Source organism: Winogradskyella eximia, from assembly GCF_003386165.1.
Taxonomy (GTDB): Bacteria; Bacteroidota; Bacteroidia; order Flavobacteriales; family Flavobacteriaceae; genus Winogradskyella; species Winogradskyella eximia.
This window is the reverse complement of the sequence record NZ_QRDV01000004.1, coordinates 250,371-265,777: the sequence shown is the minus strand read 5'-3', so window position 1 is coordinate 265,777 and position 15,407 is coordinate 250,371. Positions and strand designations below refer to the sequence as shown.

Annotated in this window: 19 protein-coding genes; 13 read left to right on the top strand and 6 right to left on the bottom strand. The window is 31.7% G+C overall.

What is annotated here, in order from left to right; translation table 11 throughout:
* The first annotated feature begins 52 nt into the window (after positions 1-52).
* The 10 genes from DFQ10_RS10915 to DFQ10_RS10870 all read left to right on the top strand — a co-directional run bounded on the left by DFQ10_RS10915 (position 53) and on the right by DFQ10_RS10870 (position 8,400).
* On the top strand, positions 53-2,293 hold the full coding sequence (locus DFQ10_RS10915; RefSeq protein ID WP_181897623.1) for an N-6 DNA methylase: 2,241 nt from the start codon (positions 53-55) through the stop codon (positions 2,291-2,293).
* 9 nt (positions 2,294-2,302) lie between these two features.
* On the top strand, positions 2,303-2,908 hold the full coding sequence (locus tag DFQ10_RS10910) for a hypothetical protein (protein ID WP_115817449.1): 606 nt from the start codon (positions 2,303-2,305) through the stop codon (positions 2,906-2,908).
* A 214-nt stretch (positions 2,909-3,122) separates the two neighbouring features.
* Positions 3,123-3,338, top strand: a complete 216-nt coding sequence (locus DFQ10_RS18715) for a hypothetical protein (RefSeq protein ID WP_115817448.1) — start codon at positions 3,123-3,125, stop codon at positions 3,336-3,338.
* A gap of 181 nt (positions 3,339-3,519) precedes the next feature.
* Positions 3,520-3,873 (top strand): hypothetical protein, encoded by a 354-nt coding sequence (locus DFQ10_RS10900; protein WP_115817447.1) that lies wholly within the window; start codon positions 3,520-3,522, stop codon positions 3,871-3,873.
* Positions 3,874-4,032: 159 nt separating this feature from the next.
* On the top strand, positions 4,033-4,473 hold the full coding sequence (locus DFQ10_RS10895; protein ID WP_147299209.1) for a hypothetical protein: 441 nt from the start codon (positions 4,033-4,035) through the stop codon (positions 4,471-4,473).
* 121 nt (positions 4,474-4,594) lie between these two features.
* On the top strand, positions 4,595-5,125 hold the full coding sequence (locus DFQ10_RS10890) for a hypothetical protein (protein WP_115817445.1): 531 nt from the start codon (positions 4,595-4,597) through the stop codon (positions 5,123-5,125).
* A gap of 436 nt (positions 5,126-5,561) precedes the next feature.
* A complete protein-coding gene (locus tag DFQ10_RS10885) occupies positions 5,562-5,933 on the top strand; it encodes a VOC family protein (RefSeq protein WP_115817444.1) in 372 nt (123 codons plus the stop codon).
* A gap of 43 nt (positions 5,934-5,976) precedes the next feature.
* The gene (locus DFQ10_RS10880) at positions 5,977-6,687 is read left to right on the top strand and encodes a flavodoxin family protein (RefSeq protein ID WP_115817443.1); all 711 of its coding nucleotides are present in this window, start codon (positions 5,977-5,979) and stop codon (positions 6,685-6,687) included.
* A gap of 220 nt (positions 6,688-6,907) precedes the next feature.
* Entirely contained in the window at positions 6,908-7,450 is a 543-nt protein-coding gene (locus DFQ10_RS10875) for a DUF4287 domain-containing protein (RefSeq protein WP_115817442.1), read from the top strand.
* 137 nt (positions 7,451-7,587) lie between these two features.
* Positions 7,588-8,400 carry a hypothetical protein gene (locus DFQ10_RS10870; RefSeq protein WP_115817441.1) on the top strand — a complete coding sequence of 271 codons (813 nt, stop codon included), beginning with the start codon at positions 7,588-7,590 and terminating at the stop codon, positions 8,398-8,400.
* A 42-nt stretch (positions 8,401-8,442) separates the two neighbouring features.
* On the opposite strand, the gene rimO is transcribed toward DFQ10_RS10870, so the two are convergent.
* Entirely contained in the window at positions 8,443-9,750 is a 1,308-nt protein-coding gene (gene rimO / locus DFQ10_RS10865) for a 30S ribosomal protein S12 methylthiotransferase RimO (protein ID WP_115817440.1), read from the bottom strand.
* Between the two features lie 112 nt (positions 9,751-9,862).
* Here rimO and DFQ10_RS10860 point away from each other — a divergent pair, with 112 nt between their 5' ends.
* The 3 genes from DFQ10_RS10860 (at position 9,863) to DFQ10_RS10850 (ending at position 13,024) form a co-directional block, all read left to right on the top strand.
* On the top strand, positions 9,863-10,936 hold the full coding sequence (locus DFQ10_RS10860) for a serine hydrolase domain-containing protein (protein WP_115817439.1): 1,074 nt from the start codon (positions 9,863-9,865) through the stop codon (positions 10,934-10,936).
* Between the two features lie 58 nt (positions 10,937-10,994).
* Entirely contained in the window at positions 10,995-11,666 is a 672-nt protein-coding gene (locus DFQ10_RS10855; protein ID WP_115817438.1) for a fibronectin type III domain-containing protein, read from the top strand.
* 392 nt (positions 11,667-12,058) lie between these two features.
* A complete protein-coding gene (locus DFQ10_RS10850) occupies positions 12,059-13,024 on the top strand; it encodes a fibronectin type III domain-containing protein (RefSeq protein ID WP_115817437.1) in 966 nt (321 codons plus the stop codon).
* 125 nt (positions 13,025-13,149) lie between these two features.
* On the opposite strand, the gene DFQ10_RS18460 is transcribed toward DFQ10_RS10850, so the two are convergent.
* The 5 genes from DFQ10_RS18460 to rpmB all read right to left on the bottom strand — a co-directional run bounded on the left by DFQ10_RS18460 (position 13,150) and on the right by rpmB (position 15,258).
* Positions 13,150-13,422: a hypothetical protein gene (locus DFQ10_RS18460; protein WP_147299208.1), complete on the bottom strand. Its 273-nt coding sequence runs from the start codon at positions 13,420-13,422 to the stop codon at positions 13,150-13,152.
* 51 nt (positions 13,423-13,473) lie between these two features.
* Entirely contained in the window at positions 13,474-14,448 is a 975-nt protein-coding gene (gene ftsY, locus DFQ10_RS10845; protein WP_115817436.1) for a signal recognition particle-docking protein FtsY, read from the bottom strand.
* A 199-nt stretch (positions 14,449-14,647) separates the two neighbouring features.
* Positions 14,648-14,800, bottom strand: coding sequence for a DUF4295 domain-containing protein (locus DFQ10_RS10840; protein WP_115817435.1), 153 nt, complete (start codon positions 14,798-14,800; stop codon positions 14,648-14,650).
* 6 nt (positions 14,801-14,806) lie between these two features.
* Positions 14,807-14,989 (bottom strand): 50S ribosomal protein L33, encoded by a 183-nt coding sequence (rpmG, locus tag DFQ10_RS10835; RefSeq protein WP_020896723.1) that lies wholly within the window; start codon positions 14,987-14,989, stop codon positions 14,807-14,809.
* A gap of 32 nt (positions 14,990-15,021) precedes the next feature.
* Positions 15,022-15,258 carry a 50S ribosomal protein L28 gene (gene rpmB, locus DFQ10_RS10830; RefSeq protein ID WP_115817434.1) on the bottom strand — a complete coding sequence of 79 codons (237 nt, stop codon included), beginning with the start codon at positions 15,256-15,258 and terminating at the stop codon, positions 15,022-15,024.
* Positions 15,259-15,407: the final 149 nt, after the last annotated feature.

Genomic DNA, 15,407 nt, shown 5'->3' with positions numbered 1-15,407 from the left:
ACTAGGTCTACTTCCTGTACATCTTAACCCTTTAAGTGATAATGGAGGTCATATGATGTTAAATGGTGGAAATGGAGATTTTTGCCTACAAACAGCAAATTTAGAAATTGAAAATATTGACCTTTATTCCAAATCATGGTCAAGTAGCACAAAAAACTTTCTCATTGTAAAAGATGATAATGTTCAAATACACAATTGGTTAAATGATAAAACTGAAACAGTTTCACATAAAATTGTTTCTGAAAATTTTAATAAATTTTATAATTATTTATTATCAAAAAGTTATAAATCATCTAACGATTTAGTCCCTTTTGTTATTGATATTTTTCGACAATTTAGAAACTTAACTTTTGAAAAATCTAATCCAGTAGAAGCCTTAAATTTACTTTTTGGGTTATTAACCAGCTTGGAAGATGATGTCCATAATATTAATACTGAAAAATGGGGACTTGAAAATTTAGTTATACCAGATGGATTTGATTATTATATTGACCAAATCCAAAATGGAATTTCAAACGTTAAACCAGAACTTGATTTGATAATTAGACATTCTGCCGGAATCTTATTTCAAGAAGCCCAAAAAGAAGTTTTATTTTTCAATCCACAAAGAGACTTATTTGGTGGTTCATCAAGTTCTTTAAGTACTAAAACAAATTTATATTCTAGCATTCATTACACACCACCATTCTTATCTAGGACTATTGTTGAGAATTCATTAAGAAACATAAATTTACAAACGGATAAATTAAAGATACTTGACCCAGCTTGTGGTTCATCTGAATTTTTAGTTGAAGTATTAAAACAATTAATTGAGCTAGATTTCCAAGGTAATGTAGAAATTTTAGGTTGGGATGTTTCAGAAACTGCAATTAATACCTCAAGATTTTTACTTACCTATGAAAAAAGAACTATTTGGCAGGACAGATTAGATTTTAGCTTAAAATTAGTCGGTGATTCTTTGTTGGAAGATTGGGATAATGATTTTGATTTAATCCTAATGAATCCACCATTTTCCTCATGGGATTTGCTAAATAATAAAGAAAACAGAGATGCAGTTCGTCAAGCCTTGGGTAATAGTTTTATTGGTAAAAAACCCAATCAAGCTAGTGCTTTTTTCTACAAGGCATTAAATCATCTTAATGAAAATGGTGTTATTGGATGCGTTATACCATCTTCAATACTTACTTTAGATTCTTACTCAAAATTACGTACTGACACCAACGATTTAGTAGACATAAAACTACTAGGTAAATTAGGAAATTTTATTTTTGAAGATGCATTAACAGATGTTAGTTTTATAATTGGAAAAAAACCTAAAACTAACCATATACCAACTATTATATGGACGAGAAATGAAAAAGGAGTTGCCCAAGAAGCTTTACGCGATTTTAGAAAGACAACTTATAATAACCAAGTTACTTTAGACAAACCTAATTTTAGTATCTACCAACCTATTTCATTTCCAATATTAAAAGAAAGTTGGACACCAATCTCAATAAAAAATCATAATCTTTTCAAAGGTATTGAGAGATTTGTGGTTGAAAAAAGGCTCTCAAGAGTTATTGACATTTTCAACGTTAAACAAGGGATACGAACAGGTAATAATAAAGTTTTTAAAATATCAGTCAATGAATATTCTAATTTACCTGAAGAGGAAAAAGAGTATTTTAGACCTTCAACAGAAAATGATTCATTTATAAATGGAAAACTTCAAATTACTAGTTACGTGTGGTATCCATATGGAGAAGATGGTATAAAAATACAAACAGAAGAAGAATTTGAAGAAAAGGTTCCTTCATTTTATAACAACATATTACATTCCAAAGCAGAATTATCAAATAGAGCAAGAAAAGATGATTCAAATTGGTGGCATTTAAGTGAGCATAGAGCTTGGTTAAGAAAACCTACTCGAAAATTAATTTCCGCTGAATTTGGAAAATCAGGTTCTTTTGCAATTGATTCACAAGGTGGCTTTGTTGTTGAAAGAGGGAATGCTTGGATTCCTAAAAAAGAATTTAGTGAAAAAGACTATTATTTCTATTTAGCAGTTTTCTCAAGCTCTTTCTTTGATAATCTATTATCTATTTATTCTAAAGAATTACTTTCTGGTTGGGATTTGGGTAAAAAATACACAAAAGATATACCTATACCAAACGTAAATTTAGATGATGTCAAAAATTCCGATGGATATCAAAGGTTAGTTGAAATTGGAAAAGAACTTTCAGAAGGAAATATATATACTAAAACTATATCTGATAATATTTTAGAAAAATACTTCTATCCAAATACTTAAATCCATTCTATGATAGAGCAATTAAAATTCATAGAAGAAATTAATAAAAGCTGTAAGTCTTTTTTTTTAGAATCTACTTTCTTTTTACATCTTTCAAAAGCAAACCGATTTGAATTAAAGGGAAACAACATTTCTAAAGCATTAAATAATTATAAAAATTATGGTTCAGAAGTTTCAGTATTAAAATGGTTCGATGAATATTGGGTTTATTTAGAAATCCGATTCGAAGATAAAAATTCTTTCATAACAATTTCCATTTTTCAAGGAGATGCTAGCGACAATAAAAAGAATCAATTATTTCGTGCAGAATGGGATGATTATAATAATCCTAACGAAAAACATCCACAGCCACATTGGCATATTACCTCTAACCAAGCAATTGAAAACACTTTTACAGAATTGATAGAAGAGGATGAAGAAGAAGGTTTCGCCGCAATAATTTTAAATGAAGAAAAGTCAAAAATTATCGATATAAATAAAATTCACTTTCCAATGAATGGTAACTGGATGAATGATGACGGACATATTCATTTAATAAACGATAATGCGAAAATGATTAAATGGTTTCAAGGATTCTTTTCAACAATGAGAGAGCAATTAGAATACGTGAAATAAAAAACGATTTGCCAACAACGTATATAATTTATTGCTAGTTCTAGCCTACTTACGAAAATCCTCGCGGATTTTCTATTCGGTTTTTATTTGCTAAATTACGTGCTAAACCACGCAACAAACCATATACAACAACGTTAAACGAACCACAAATTATCTTAGAATTTAACCACTCAGTTACAAAAAGACCTTTAAGTACTAACTTAAACTCTAAATTATGAAACTAAGATCATTTTCAATAAGCCTTGCGGTAAAGGATATAAAAACCTCACAAACATTTTACGACACTTTAGGATTTGAAGAAGATCAAATAGGAGCCGGTAATTTTATTTACATGGTAAGCAACACGCTTTTTAGAAGCTTCTGGAAAAATGGAAAACTCTTTTTAGTGAACGCTGTGTTCTTTGTAAATAATAACGCTTATGAGTTGTAATAAACTCTTGTTTTACTTTATTAACAATTGAAGATAAAAAAAACTAGATAATTAAGAGCGAGCCACTTGACTTTAAATCTCAAAAAAACGACCTTCGTTTAACTATGGATATAGAACCTTGGAATGATTTTATATCCGCGAGACATTGTATGTAATTAGGAAAAATCAGAAACCCTTCAAAATGGAATTAACTCTTTACAATTTTAAAACACTTAAAGAAAATGGAAGAATTGATTTCTATAGAAATGTAAAAATTAAGGTCAACGATTATGATGAAGTAGTAATTGTTTGTTGTGATATTAATAAAACTGCCGAAGCAATGTTCGCTGACTCTGGTGTTGAATTCTATTTAACGATTGATAAAGAAAATAAAAACAAACTCATTGCTGAACTTGACATATTGGATGCCGAAAATATGAATCAAAATTTATTGAATAAAATTAATAGTGAATTTGGAGGAGAAGACTCTTGCTTTGAAAATATAAAGGACTACTTACAAAACAAGAATATTGAATATAATTATAGCAGATGGTAATAAACTACATACCACACCATGTATAATTAATTGCTTGGTCACTGCCGACTTACGAACATTCCTACGGAATATTGCTTCGCCAGTTCACTGCGCTCGGGTCTATCTGTAATTTATTTACTAAATTAGTTGCTCAACCACGCAACGAACCATACACCAAACGTGGCATTAATTTGGAGTAACTATACGATGGAAATACCAAAATTCAAACTACAAACTGTTAATCCTATTGAAAAAAGTAAAGTTGAAAAATATTTCAATCCACTAATTGAATTAAATGGAAACCGAAATTCAGAACTTTATTTAGCTAAAGATGGTTTCCTTTTTAAGTTTATAAATACCGAAATTGAAAACTCGCTGATTGTTGAAATTCATTGCGCAATAAAACCATTGGAAATATCTGCTGGATATAACTTATATGGATTAAACCGTTTTTTAGTTTTCTGCCAAGAAAATCAAACTGAAATACTCAATATTCAAAGTGGAATTGAAGTCCAAGCTTCTGAAGGTGCTTTAATGTCTGATTTTTACACATTTTTTAATTCAAATAAATTTAGAAAAGCCAAACATTATTTATTGAACCCTAAAGACAGGAAAGAATAAAAAACTAGACAATTAAGAGTGAGTCACTTGGCTTTAAACCTCTAAAAAGCTACCTTCGTTTAACGTTGGATATAGAACCTTGAAACGTTTTTATATCCGCAAGACATTACCTACAATTTGAATGAAACAATACGTAAAATTCACCATAAAGGATTCTGATAATAATAAAACTACTGACTTCAGTTATGTTCCAAATTCGTTTGGAGAAATTGAACTGCGAAAACTGACTGACAAATTAAATATTCTAATTATTCATTTTGAGAATCTGGATTTAGTTAGAGAAAACTTGGATGATGAAGCAGACGAATTTTTAGATGACCCAATATCAATAATGCTCGCAAATTATCCGATAAATATAAATGAACTATCTGAATTAGAATTGGATTTAAAAGATGGCTGGACTGATGATATGTTATTCACTATGGTCACTTTTAGAGATGGAGAATCTATTAATAATAACAAAATAGCCATTAAAAAAGATGGAAATGGAGCGTTTGACGTTATTTGGACAGGAAGTTACTCAACTTGGAACACAGACCGTTCTGATAGATTTTTAGAATTAAATATTAAGGCAAAACTAAAAACTGAAATAGTAACACCTTTATGCGAAAATGATGAAGTTATAATAGAAACGTTCGATAAAAAACTGTAGGTAACATTGTATATAAAAAACAGCGCAAGTCGTTGCTAACACTAAGGCTTGGGCATTTTTTGAAAGTCGCCAAATTTTTAAAATACCATATAACGTTCCTACTAAAGGGATAATTTCGGTCTGTTGTGCGATAACATCAATTTTTAAGCTAAATACCTATAATACAGCAATATAAAAAATTTAACAATACAGGTTATAGCGTGGTTATAGCATGCTTATTAGGTACTTAAAACAAGCTTATAGCATAACAGAATACACTGCGTAAGGCATAATACTAATATCTAGATTAATAATACAGGCTTATAACCTTAAGATTTGCATAACTAATTGCTGGTGCTGTGTGTACTCGGTTATGATACCTAGTATTAAAACACATCTACTAAACGCCATAATTAAAACTTTCATTACCTTTAAGTACTAACTTAAACTCTAAATTATGAAACTAGGCGCATTTTCAATAAGTCTTGCGGTAAAGGATATAAAAGCCTCACAAACATTTTACGAAACTTTAGGATTTTCAGTATTTGCTGGAAGTATAGAACAGAACTATCTCATTATGAAAAATGGAGAATCCTTAGTGGGTTTGTTTCAAGGCATGTTTGAAAACAATATACTTACCTTTAATCCTGGTTGGGACCAACACGCCAATGCACTCGAAAAATTTGATGATGTGCGTACCATTCAGAAACATCTAAAAAATAAAAACATCACACTAGAACACGAAGCCGATGAAACCACTTCTGGACCTGCAAGCTTTGTGGTTTTAGATCCTGATGGTAATGCTATTTTAATCGACCAACATGTCTAATAATTTTTTATTATCTTTTAAGGATAACTAAAAAACGAAGCACATGTCAAAGCCAGATTTTTCAAATTTAAAAGCCGTTTTCATTAACTGTACGCTTAAGAAGTCACCAAGAGTGAGTCATACACAAGGCTTAATGGATCTCTCCATAGACATTATGAAAAAAGAAGGTGTTAGTGTAGATACCATTCGTTTTATAGACCATGATGTGGCATCAGGAGTATATCCTGACATGACGGAATACGGTTGGCAAACCGACGAATGGCCAACACTCTTTAAGCGTATTTTTGAAGCAGATATCTGCGTTATTGGCACACCAATTTGGTTGGGCGAAAAATCCTCGGAAGCCACCAAATTAATTGAACGTTTTTATGCCATGAGTGGCCAACAAAATGACAAAGGGCAATATCTATTCTACGGAAAAGTTGGAGGTGCTATTATAACTGGTAACGAAGATGGCGTAAAACATTGTGCCATGGGTATGCTTTATGCCTTGCAACATATTGGTTATTCTATTCCACCACAAGCAGATTGCGGTTGGATTGGAGAAGTTGGACCTGGTCCTAGTTATCTCGATAAAGAAGCAGATGCTAAAAACAACGATTTTACCAATAGAAATACCACCTTTATGACTTATAATTTAATGCATTTGGCTAAACTTTTAAAGGAGAATAATGGGTATCCTGCTTACGGTAATTCTCGTAAGGATTGGGATGATGGTACACGTTGGAATTTTGAAAATCCGGAATACAGATAAATAAAATGAATTGAATTGGGATAAAGCGTTAGAAAATGAAAGGCAGCATTTAAAAAACAAAATACCAAATAATTGCACTGATAAGCGTATAAAAAGATAATAAGACGATTTGCATTCTATTGTGCTTCACTGAGCTGGTCATATAACTACGGGTTTTATTCAATTATATGACACAAAACACAGCATATTGTCACTTATTTAACACAAATACATAACAAAAATGGAAAAAGCGTTACAAACTATGATTAATAATATGCCTGAGAAAACAGGCAAATCGTTAGAACAATGGAAATCTATTTTAAGTAAAAAAGCATTTGCTAAACATTCTGAAGGAGTCAACTTTCTAAAAAAAGAACATGGTGTCACCCATGGTTTTGCCAATACCATTGTTACCCTTTCTAAAGAAGAAAACAATACGTCTGAGGATTTGGTGAGCAACCAATATAAAGGCAAGGAGAGTTTATTTCCTATTTATGAAAAGATACTTGCTACCGTTAAAGCCTTTGGAACAGATGTGACCATCACACCTAAAAAAACCAGCGTTAGTGTTATTAGAAAACGCCAATTTGTTTTAATAAAACCTGCTACAAAAACACGAATTGATTTAGGATTAAAGCTTCCTGAAAAACCAACTACAGACCGACTAGGCAATTCTGGTCCTTTTGGTACCATGTGCACACATCGCGTTCAAATAACATCTATTGATGACATTGACGACGAATTAATTGGGTGGATGAAGGAAGCCTATACAAAAGCCGAATAATCCGCACTCTGGTTAGCTTAAGCAATTACAAACACTAGAATTCACAAAGAATTGACACTTTTTTTACATTTAATTTTACAATCCTAGCTTCTATCAATAATACATTTGAATTCATTCATCTCAAAAACAATTTAATTATGAAAAAGCGTATTATTATTTTAGGAACAACTTTAGCTATTGTAAGTGTCTTATGTTTTGGTTTCACAAAATGGAAGAGTAACGCGGTTACAGATTCAAACTTATCAAACAACAAAGACCTTGCTTTAGAAAGCAAAGAAATCCATGGTCCAAATCTTAAAGCTATTCCAGATTTATATTATGGTGTAGACACCAGGTTTACTGCTGTACAAAAATCTGATGTACAAAATGCCACTAGCATTTATGCATTTCTCAACGCTAGCGAAAAAGATCAAATACAACATATTAAATCCGTAAATCTTGTGGTAATTAAAAACAACCAACAATCGGAACTGCAAGCATTTGGCACCACAGATCTTCTCACTGATGGACAAATGAAATTATTAAGATCTATGGACTACTTTAATCATTTTACGATTAAAACAGAATTTAGAGGTAAGAATATGGAAACAGGTATTATAGAAGACAAATTTTTCGGTCCACATATTACTGTTGTTCCAGAGACTCAGGCTACATATGCAGATGGTAAAGAAGCACTACTTCAATATCTGAAAGAAAATAGTTTAACAGACATGAATGTTATAAAAGACGACAAGATTAATGCTATAAAAATAAGTTTTATAATATCTAAACAAGGTGACGTTACAGAAGTTAAACACGATGCTATGAGCACTGGTTACACTTCAATTGATGAGAAATTTATGGAACTCATTAAAAATATTCCAGGAAAATGGACACCTGCTGTAAATGATAAAGGAGAAAAAATGGAACAAGAATTCGTTTTTACTTTTGGACCAAGAGATCGCTGTTAATCCACTCGCCTATTTTTTCTCACTCACCTTTCAAAAACTATGTTAGGACACCAAGACTTCGCCATAAAGGTCGAAGTCTTCTGCCTCAATAACTTTTATAGTCGCAAATTCACCTGTTTTTAAATAGGTTTTAGTCGCATCGATTAAAACTTCGTTATCTACATCTGGCGAATCAAATTCTGTTCTACCAACAAAATAGTTACCTTCTTTTCTATCAATAACTACTTTAAACACTTGTCCTATTTTGGCTTGATTCAATTCCCAAGAAATCTGAGATTGAATTTCCATAATGTCATTGGCACGTTGAATTTTCACCTCTTCAGGTACATCATCTTCTAAGTTATAAGCGTGTGTATTTTCTTCGTGAGAATATGTAAAGCAACCTAAACGCTCAAAACGCATTTCTGAAACCCATTGTTTAAGTTCTTCAAAATGTGCTTCTGTTTCACCAGGATAACCAACAATTAGTGTTGTTCTGATAGTCATTTCTGGTACGATAGCTCTAAATTCGTTAATTAATTTTGTCGTTTTATCTTTTGTAGTTCCACGACGCATAGATTTTAATAAATCATCAGAAATATGTTGCAACGGAATGTCTAAATAATTACAAATCTTAGGTTCACGTTTCATGATGTCTAACACATCCATCGGAAATCCGGTTGGGAACGCATAGTGTAAACGAATCCACTCAATACCTTCAACCTTAACTAAGTTTTCTAGTAACTCAGCAAGATTTCTCTTTTTGTAAATATCTAAACCGTAATACGTTAAATCTTGAGCAATAAGAATTAATTCTTTAACTCCATTCGCAGCCAATTTCTCAGCTTCAGTAACTAAGTTTTCAATTGGAGTACTTTTGTGTTTTCCTCTCATAATAGGAATAGCACAAAAACTACAAGGTCTATCGCAACCTTCTGCAATCTTAAGATAAGCGTAATTTTTTGGTGTTGTAGTTAAACGTTCACCTATTAACTCATGCTTATAATCTGCACCTAATGCTTTTAATAATCCTGGTAATTCTGTAGTACCAAAATACTGATCTACATTTGGAATTTCCTTTTCTAAGTCTGGCTTGTAGCGTTCACTCAAACAGCCTGTCACAAAAACCTTATCTACTTCACCATCCTCTTTCTTCTGCATGTACTCCAAAATGGTGTTCACACTCTCTTCTTTGGCATTATTAATAAAACCACACGTATTAATGACAACAACGTTTCCTTCTTGCTCATGGACAACGTCCTTTCCACTTGCTTTTAGTTGTCCCATCAACACTTCGCTATCGTAAACATTTTTGCTACAGCCTAATGTTATAACGTTGATTCTATTCTTTTTTATAGTCTTGGTTCTCATGCTTTTTGTAAATCAGTTTGCAAAGATACACAATGATTTACTAAATTCGATTGCGCGTTAAGGCTATTAAACCTTTTTGTGTTTATATTGTCTAATAATAAAACCATCTTTTATGAAACATATTTATTTTATATTTCTATGTTCTAGTCTTTTAATAAACTTTTCATGTGCTTCAGACGATTCTAATGACGAAGACATCGTGGACGAATCAATCTATTATCCACCAATAAATTCTGATACTTGGGAAACCAAATCTATGGCTGAATTAAATTGGAATGACAATGCACTACAACCTTTATTAGACTTTTTAGAAGAAAAGAACACCAAAAGTTTTATGATTCTCCATAACGGAAAAATAGTTGTTGAAGAATATATGAATGGACATGATAGTAACTCTACTTGGTATTGGGCAAGCGCAGGAAAGACACTTACCACAGCAACTTCTGGAATTGCACAAGAAGAAGGTTTTATAGATATTAATAATAAAGTATCAGATTATGTAGGTACTGGTTGGACGAGTGCTGCATTAGATAAAGAAAATTTAATTACGTGCAAACACCTATTATCTATGTCTTCGGGATTAGACGATACCACTGGTGATGATATTTCTGCTTCAAACTTACAATATGTAGCAGATGCAGGCACGCGTTGGGCTTACCATAACGTTTATGTAAAAATGCAAGATGTTGTTGCGCAAGCCACAAATCAAACCTGGGATTCTTATTTTAACACCAAACTAAGAACACCTATTGGCATGAATGGTGGTTGGTTTAATCTAGGGGTATTAAATGTATATTGGAGTAATACAAGAAGTATGGCAAGATTTGGCTTATTAACTTATGCCAATGGCAAATGGGAAGATCAACAAATTGTAAATGAAACATATTTAGCCGAAGCAACAAACACATCTCAGTCTATTAATAAATCTTATGGTTACCTATGGTGGTTAAATGGAAAATCCTCTTATCACTTACCTCAAAGTCAAATGGAATTTACTGGTGATCTTATTCCAAATGCTCCAAGTGATATGTTTGCAGCATTAGGAAAAAATGACCAAAAAATTTATGTAGTTCCTAGTAAAAAGTTAGTGATCATTAGAATGGGAGAATCTGCAGAAGATGAAAATTTTGCACTTTCTAATTTTGATAATGAACTTTGGGAAAAAATCAACACGCTGATTTATTAAAAATAATCTTGCCGAAACAGTATCAGTCATTTATCTTCGTGTTTTTTAAAATATAAACATGAAAAAAATATTATTCATTTTTACGCTGTCGCTTACAATTTTTGCTTGTACAAGTGATAGTCCAGATGATGTTGATGCGGTTTGTTTACAACCTGTAGGACTAGAGGCTTATAGCATAACCAATACTACAGCCACTTTAAATTGGCAATCTGCAGTTGAAACTTCAGAATATGAATTAGAATATGGTCTATCAGGATTCACACAAGGCAGTGGAGTTACAGTTTTACCACAACAAAGCAGTTATAATATTAGCGGTTTAACGCCTTCAACTCCATACGCTTACTATGTGAGTCTATTTTGTAACTCAACCGAAAGTTACAGTGATTGGGCTGGACCTTATGAATTTGATACATTAGACTCAAATCCTTTATGTGATGATCCTACCAACTTCATAGTACGTAACAATAGTGCTGCTATTGGTACAAATCATGTAGATTTTAAATGGGAAGATTTTGGTAATGATGGTTCACAAATACAATATGGATTACAAGGTTTTGCATTAGAAACTGGTACGATTCAATCTGAGGGTAATAATATAGAGGATGGATTTGGAACTGTTGAGAATCTACAATCAAACACTACCTATGATTTCTATGTTAGAAATAATTGTTTAGAAAATGGTTTTAGTGCTTGGATTGGTCCTGTGACGGCTACTACACTTGATTTATAATATTGTTTTCTCTGTTAGATAACCTACTAATTTAAAGAAACTCTTGTTATTCTTATTAATAGATTAAGAGTGTATTATTCTACAAGAATACTATACCATTGCGTTATTTTAGATAGTTATTTATAATTAACCGTTGAGTTATCTCAAACCAAGCCAGTCACCAACGCTGTTCTTAGTAATTATTGATTTACAGTAATTGAAGATTATGGCCATGTTGTATGCCTCAGTTCTTAACGGTATTGATACTAGTTCTATTTGATTTGCTATACCTTATTTCTTTTAGTTAGTTTACATCTTATAAAACAAAAAAAAAGCATGAGTATAATTTATTAAAACTTTTCTTGCTGAAATTAAACAAGTCACATATCTTCGTGACCTTATAAAAAATAGATATGAAAAAATTATTACTTATTTTTACTTTATCACTTGTTTTATTTGCATGTTCTAGTGATAGCTCAGATGGCAACTCATGCCCAACTCCTGAATCGTTAGACGTCAATAGTTTAACAAACACAACAGCGAGTTTATATTGGTACACTGATATTCAATCTTCATTATATCAAGTAGAATATGGCACTTTTGGTTTTGCTCAAGGTTCTGGAACGATTTTAACCGTACCTGAAAATAGTGTTCATGTTGAAGATTTGATGGGTAACACACAATACACATATTATGTAAGAGTTTTTTGTAACGAATCTGGTGAGTACAGTAATTGGTCAACTCCTTATAATTTTGTGACATTAAATAATAATCCTTACTGTGAAGATCCAGAAAGTTTTAATGTACGATTATACAATGATTCTGTAAGTCATAACCATATAGATTTATCTTGGTCTAATGGAGATTTTGATGGTTCAGAGATTCAATATGGTATTGAAGGTTTTACATTAGGAACTGGTAGTACAACACAATTAACTACTACATATCCTAGTTATGCAAGAATAAGCAACTTAAACCCTGATACATCTTATGACTTTTATGTCCGTAATACTTGTGGAAATAATGGATTTAGTACTTGGATAGGACCTGTTACACACAGCACGTTAGAAGAACCTTTAAATGCGAATTGCTTAGATCCTTTTAATTTCACATTAAATCAAATTTACACCACTTCTGCTGGCTCTGATGTTTTAGTTTTTAGTTGGGAAGCGATGAATGGTGAAAGTACATGGCAATTACATAAAGTTGGTTATGGGCAGCCTGTAGGCACTGGTACAGATATAGATACGAGTTATAATCCTATACAGTTAACAAATCACACATATTCAGGTGTTGTTTACGATTTTTATGTTAGGGCTTATTGTGGTACAGATGGTTATAGTGATTGGGTAGGTCCAATTACAGTTACTGGACCATAATTCAGAAAATTATTCTAAATAAAAAGACCTCAATTTTTGTAATAAAGAATTGAGGTCTTTTTTATTTAAGCGTATTTAGGTCTTGTGCTTTGCTAATTTTATTTGAATAAAGAAATATTACTTTCTTATGAATTATAAGGATTAAAGCTCAAAATCCACTGATAAATCTGCCATTGAAACATATAGAATAGCAATGCTAATCCAAACAAAACATAAACCAATTTAGCATTATAAAGTTTAGTACTTAAAGTTCTAATACAAAGGAAAATTAGTATTGCAAAAAATGGCACTAAAACGTATGATGGAAAAGCAACATAGTTATGCAAATATTCTGGCATTAACGGACTATGAGAACTAAATAAATGTCCAACTATATTTCCAATATATTTAATAAACATTAAAATTGAAGTTAGAACTCATAACATAAGGATACTATTTTCTTTGAAAAGTTATTTAAAAAAAGAATCCACAAACTCATACTTATTAAAGACTTGTAAATCTTCAATACCTTCTCCTACACCAATGTATTTTACAGGAATTTTAAACTGATCGCTAATTCCTATAACCACACCACCTTTAGCTGTACCGTCTAATTTAGTTACCGCCAATGATGTTACTTCTGTAGCAGCTGTAAATTGTTTAGCTTGCTCAAAAGCATTTTGTCCTGTTGAGCCATCTAAAACCAATAAGACATCATGTGGTGCATCTGCAACAACTTTTTGCATAACGCGTTTTACTTTTGTCAACTCATTCATTAAGTTGATTTTATTATGCAAACGACCTGCAGTATCAATAATAATAACATCAGCACCTTGGTTAACGCCAGATTGTAAAGCATCAAAAGCTACAGACGCAGGATCAGATCCCATTTCTTGTCTAATCATTGGTACATCTACTCTATCTGCCCAAACTTGTAATTGATCTATAGCTGCCGCTCTAAATGTATCTGCTGCTCCTAATACGACTTTTAAACCTTGCTTTTTAAATTGATAAGCTAATTTACCAATAGTGGTTGTTTTACCAACACCATTAACACCTACAACCATTAATACGTAAGGTGTTTTAGAACCATCGGCCTGTTTTGGTAACTCAGGAATAGTGTATTCGGTTTCCTCACCAGATTTAGTTTCTGACAATAAGGCTGCAATCTCTTCTCTTAAAATTTTATTTAACTCTGAAGTACCTAAATATTTATCTTTTGCTACACGTTCTTCTATACGCGTAATAACTTTTAAAGTTGTATTTACACCAACATCACTAGTGACCAAGATTTCTTCAAGGTTATCTAAAACATCATCATCGACTTTAGATTTTCCGGCAACGGCTTTGTTTAGTTTACTGAAGAAAGACGTTTTAGATTTCTCTAAACCTTTATCTAAGGTTTCTTTCTTTTCTGAAGAAAATATTTTTTTAAAAAAACTCATTTATTTTAGTTTAAAGTTAAAAGTTTAAATGTCTTTAAACTTTTTTCTGACTTAGTTAGTTAAGCATACTGTCAAAACCAAAAGCAACAACCTTGCCCCTAATGAATTACTGCTAAGTTGTCATAATTTTTCAAATATAGCCATAAAAAAACTGCTTTCAAATGAAAGCAGTTTTTATAAATCTATATCGAAATAAAGATTATTTTTTGTTTAAAAAGTCGTCGACAAATTCTGGTGCCATAACTGATTCCACGAACATGTAAGCTCCAGTTTTAGGTGATTTCACCATTTTAATCGCTTTTGTCAAACGCTTTGATCCTGTCTGTAAAGACGCTACTGATTTCTTTGCCATGTCTTATTATTTTATCTCTTTATGAACTGTCATACGCTTAAGGATAGGATTAAATTTCTTAATCTCCATACGATCTGGCGTATTCTTCTTATTCTTTGTTGTAATATATCTTGATGTTCCTGGTTGACCAGAAGTTTTGTGCTCTGTGCACTCTAAGATAACTTGTATTCTATTTCCTCTTTTTGCCATTGTAAATTGACTTAAGCGTTAAATAAACGCTATTATTTGTAAAATCCTTTTGCTCTAGCTTCTTTTAACATTGCATCCATACCAATTTTATTGATAGTCTTTAACGCAGATGTAGAAACTTTTAATGTTACCCACTTATCTTCTTCAGGAATGTAAAAACGTTTTTTGATTAAATTTGCATCAAATCTACGTTTTGTTTTATTCATAGCGTGAGAAACGTTATTCCCAACCATTGCTTTCTTCCCAGTAAGTTCACAAACTCTTGACATTGTTTTCTTTCTTTAGGTGTATTATTGTTTTTCTGTTAACTCTTAATGTTGTCTTTGTTTTTAAAGCAAATCTTTATAAACATTTGCATTAAGAATCTAAAATCCGAACATGGATATTTTAAACAGGGTGCAAATTTAATAAAATATTA

Coding starts and splice junctions, on each gene's coding strand:
- DFQ10_RS10915 (WP_181897623.1), top strand. CDS start 53: ATGATGTTAAATGGTGGAAATGGAGATTTTTGCCTACAAACAGCAAAT.
- DFQ10_RS10910 (WP_115817449.1), top strand. CDS start 2,303: ATGATAGAGCAATTAAAATTCATAGAAGAAATTAATAAAAGCTGTAAG.
- DFQ10_RS18715 (WP_115817448.1), top strand. CDS start 3,123: ATGAAACTAAGATCATTTTCAATAAGCCTTGCGGTAAAGGATATAAAA.
- DFQ10_RS10900 (WP_115817447.1), top strand. CDS start 3,520: ATGGAATTAACTCTTTACAATTTTAAAACACTTAAAGAAAATGGAAGA.
- DFQ10_RS10890 (WP_115817445.1), top strand. CDS start 4,595: ATGAAACAATACGTAAAATTCACCATAAAGGATTCTGATAATAATAAA.
- DFQ10_RS10885 (WP_115817444.1), top strand. CDS start 5,562: ATGAAACTAGGCGCATTTTCAATAAGTCTTGCGGTAAAGGATATAAAA.
- DFQ10_RS10880 (WP_115817443.1), top strand. CDS start 5,977: ATGTCAAAGCCAGATTTTTCAAATTTAAAAGCCGTTTTCATTAACTGT.
- DFQ10_RS10875 (WP_115817442.1), top strand. CDS start 6,908: ATGGAAAAAGCGTTACAAACTATGATTAATAATATGCCTGAGAAAACA.
- DFQ10_RS10870 (WP_115817441.1), top strand. CDS start 7,588: ATGAAAAAGCGTATTATTATTTTAGGAACAACTTTAGCTATTGTAAGT.
- rimO (WP_115817440.1), bottom strand. CDS start 9,750: ATGAGAACCAAGACTATAAAAAAGAATAGAATCAACGTTATAACATTA.
- DFQ10_RS10860 (WP_115817439.1), top strand. CDS start 9,863: ATGAAACATATTTATTTTATATTTCTATGTTCTAGTCTTTTAATAAAC.
- DFQ10_RS10855 (WP_115817438.1), top strand. CDS start 10,995: ATGAAAAAAATATTATTCATTTTTACGCTGTCGCTTACAATTTTTGCT.
- DFQ10_RS10850 (WP_115817437.1), top strand. CDS start 12,059: ATGAAAAAATTATTACTTATTTTTACTTTATCACTTGTTTTATTTGCA.
- DFQ10_RS18460 (WP_147299208.1), bottom strand. CDS start 13,422: ATGTTTATTAAATATATTGGAAATATAGTTGGACATTTATTTAGTTCT.
- ftsY (WP_115817436.1), bottom strand. CDS start 14,448: ATGAGTTTTTTTAAAAAAATATTTTCTTCAGAAAAGAAAGAAACCTTA.
- DFQ10_RS10840 (WP_115817435.1), bottom strand. CDS start 14,800: ATGGCAAAGAAATCAGTAGCGTCTTTACAGACAGGATCAAAGCGTTTG.
- rpmG (WP_020896723.1), bottom strand. CDS start 14,989: ATGGCAAAAAGAGGAAATAGAATACAAGTTATCTTAGAGTGCACAGAG.
- rpmB (WP_115817434.1), bottom strand. CDS start 15,258: ATGTCAAGAGTTTGTGAACTTACTGGGAAGAAAGCAATGGTTGGGAAT.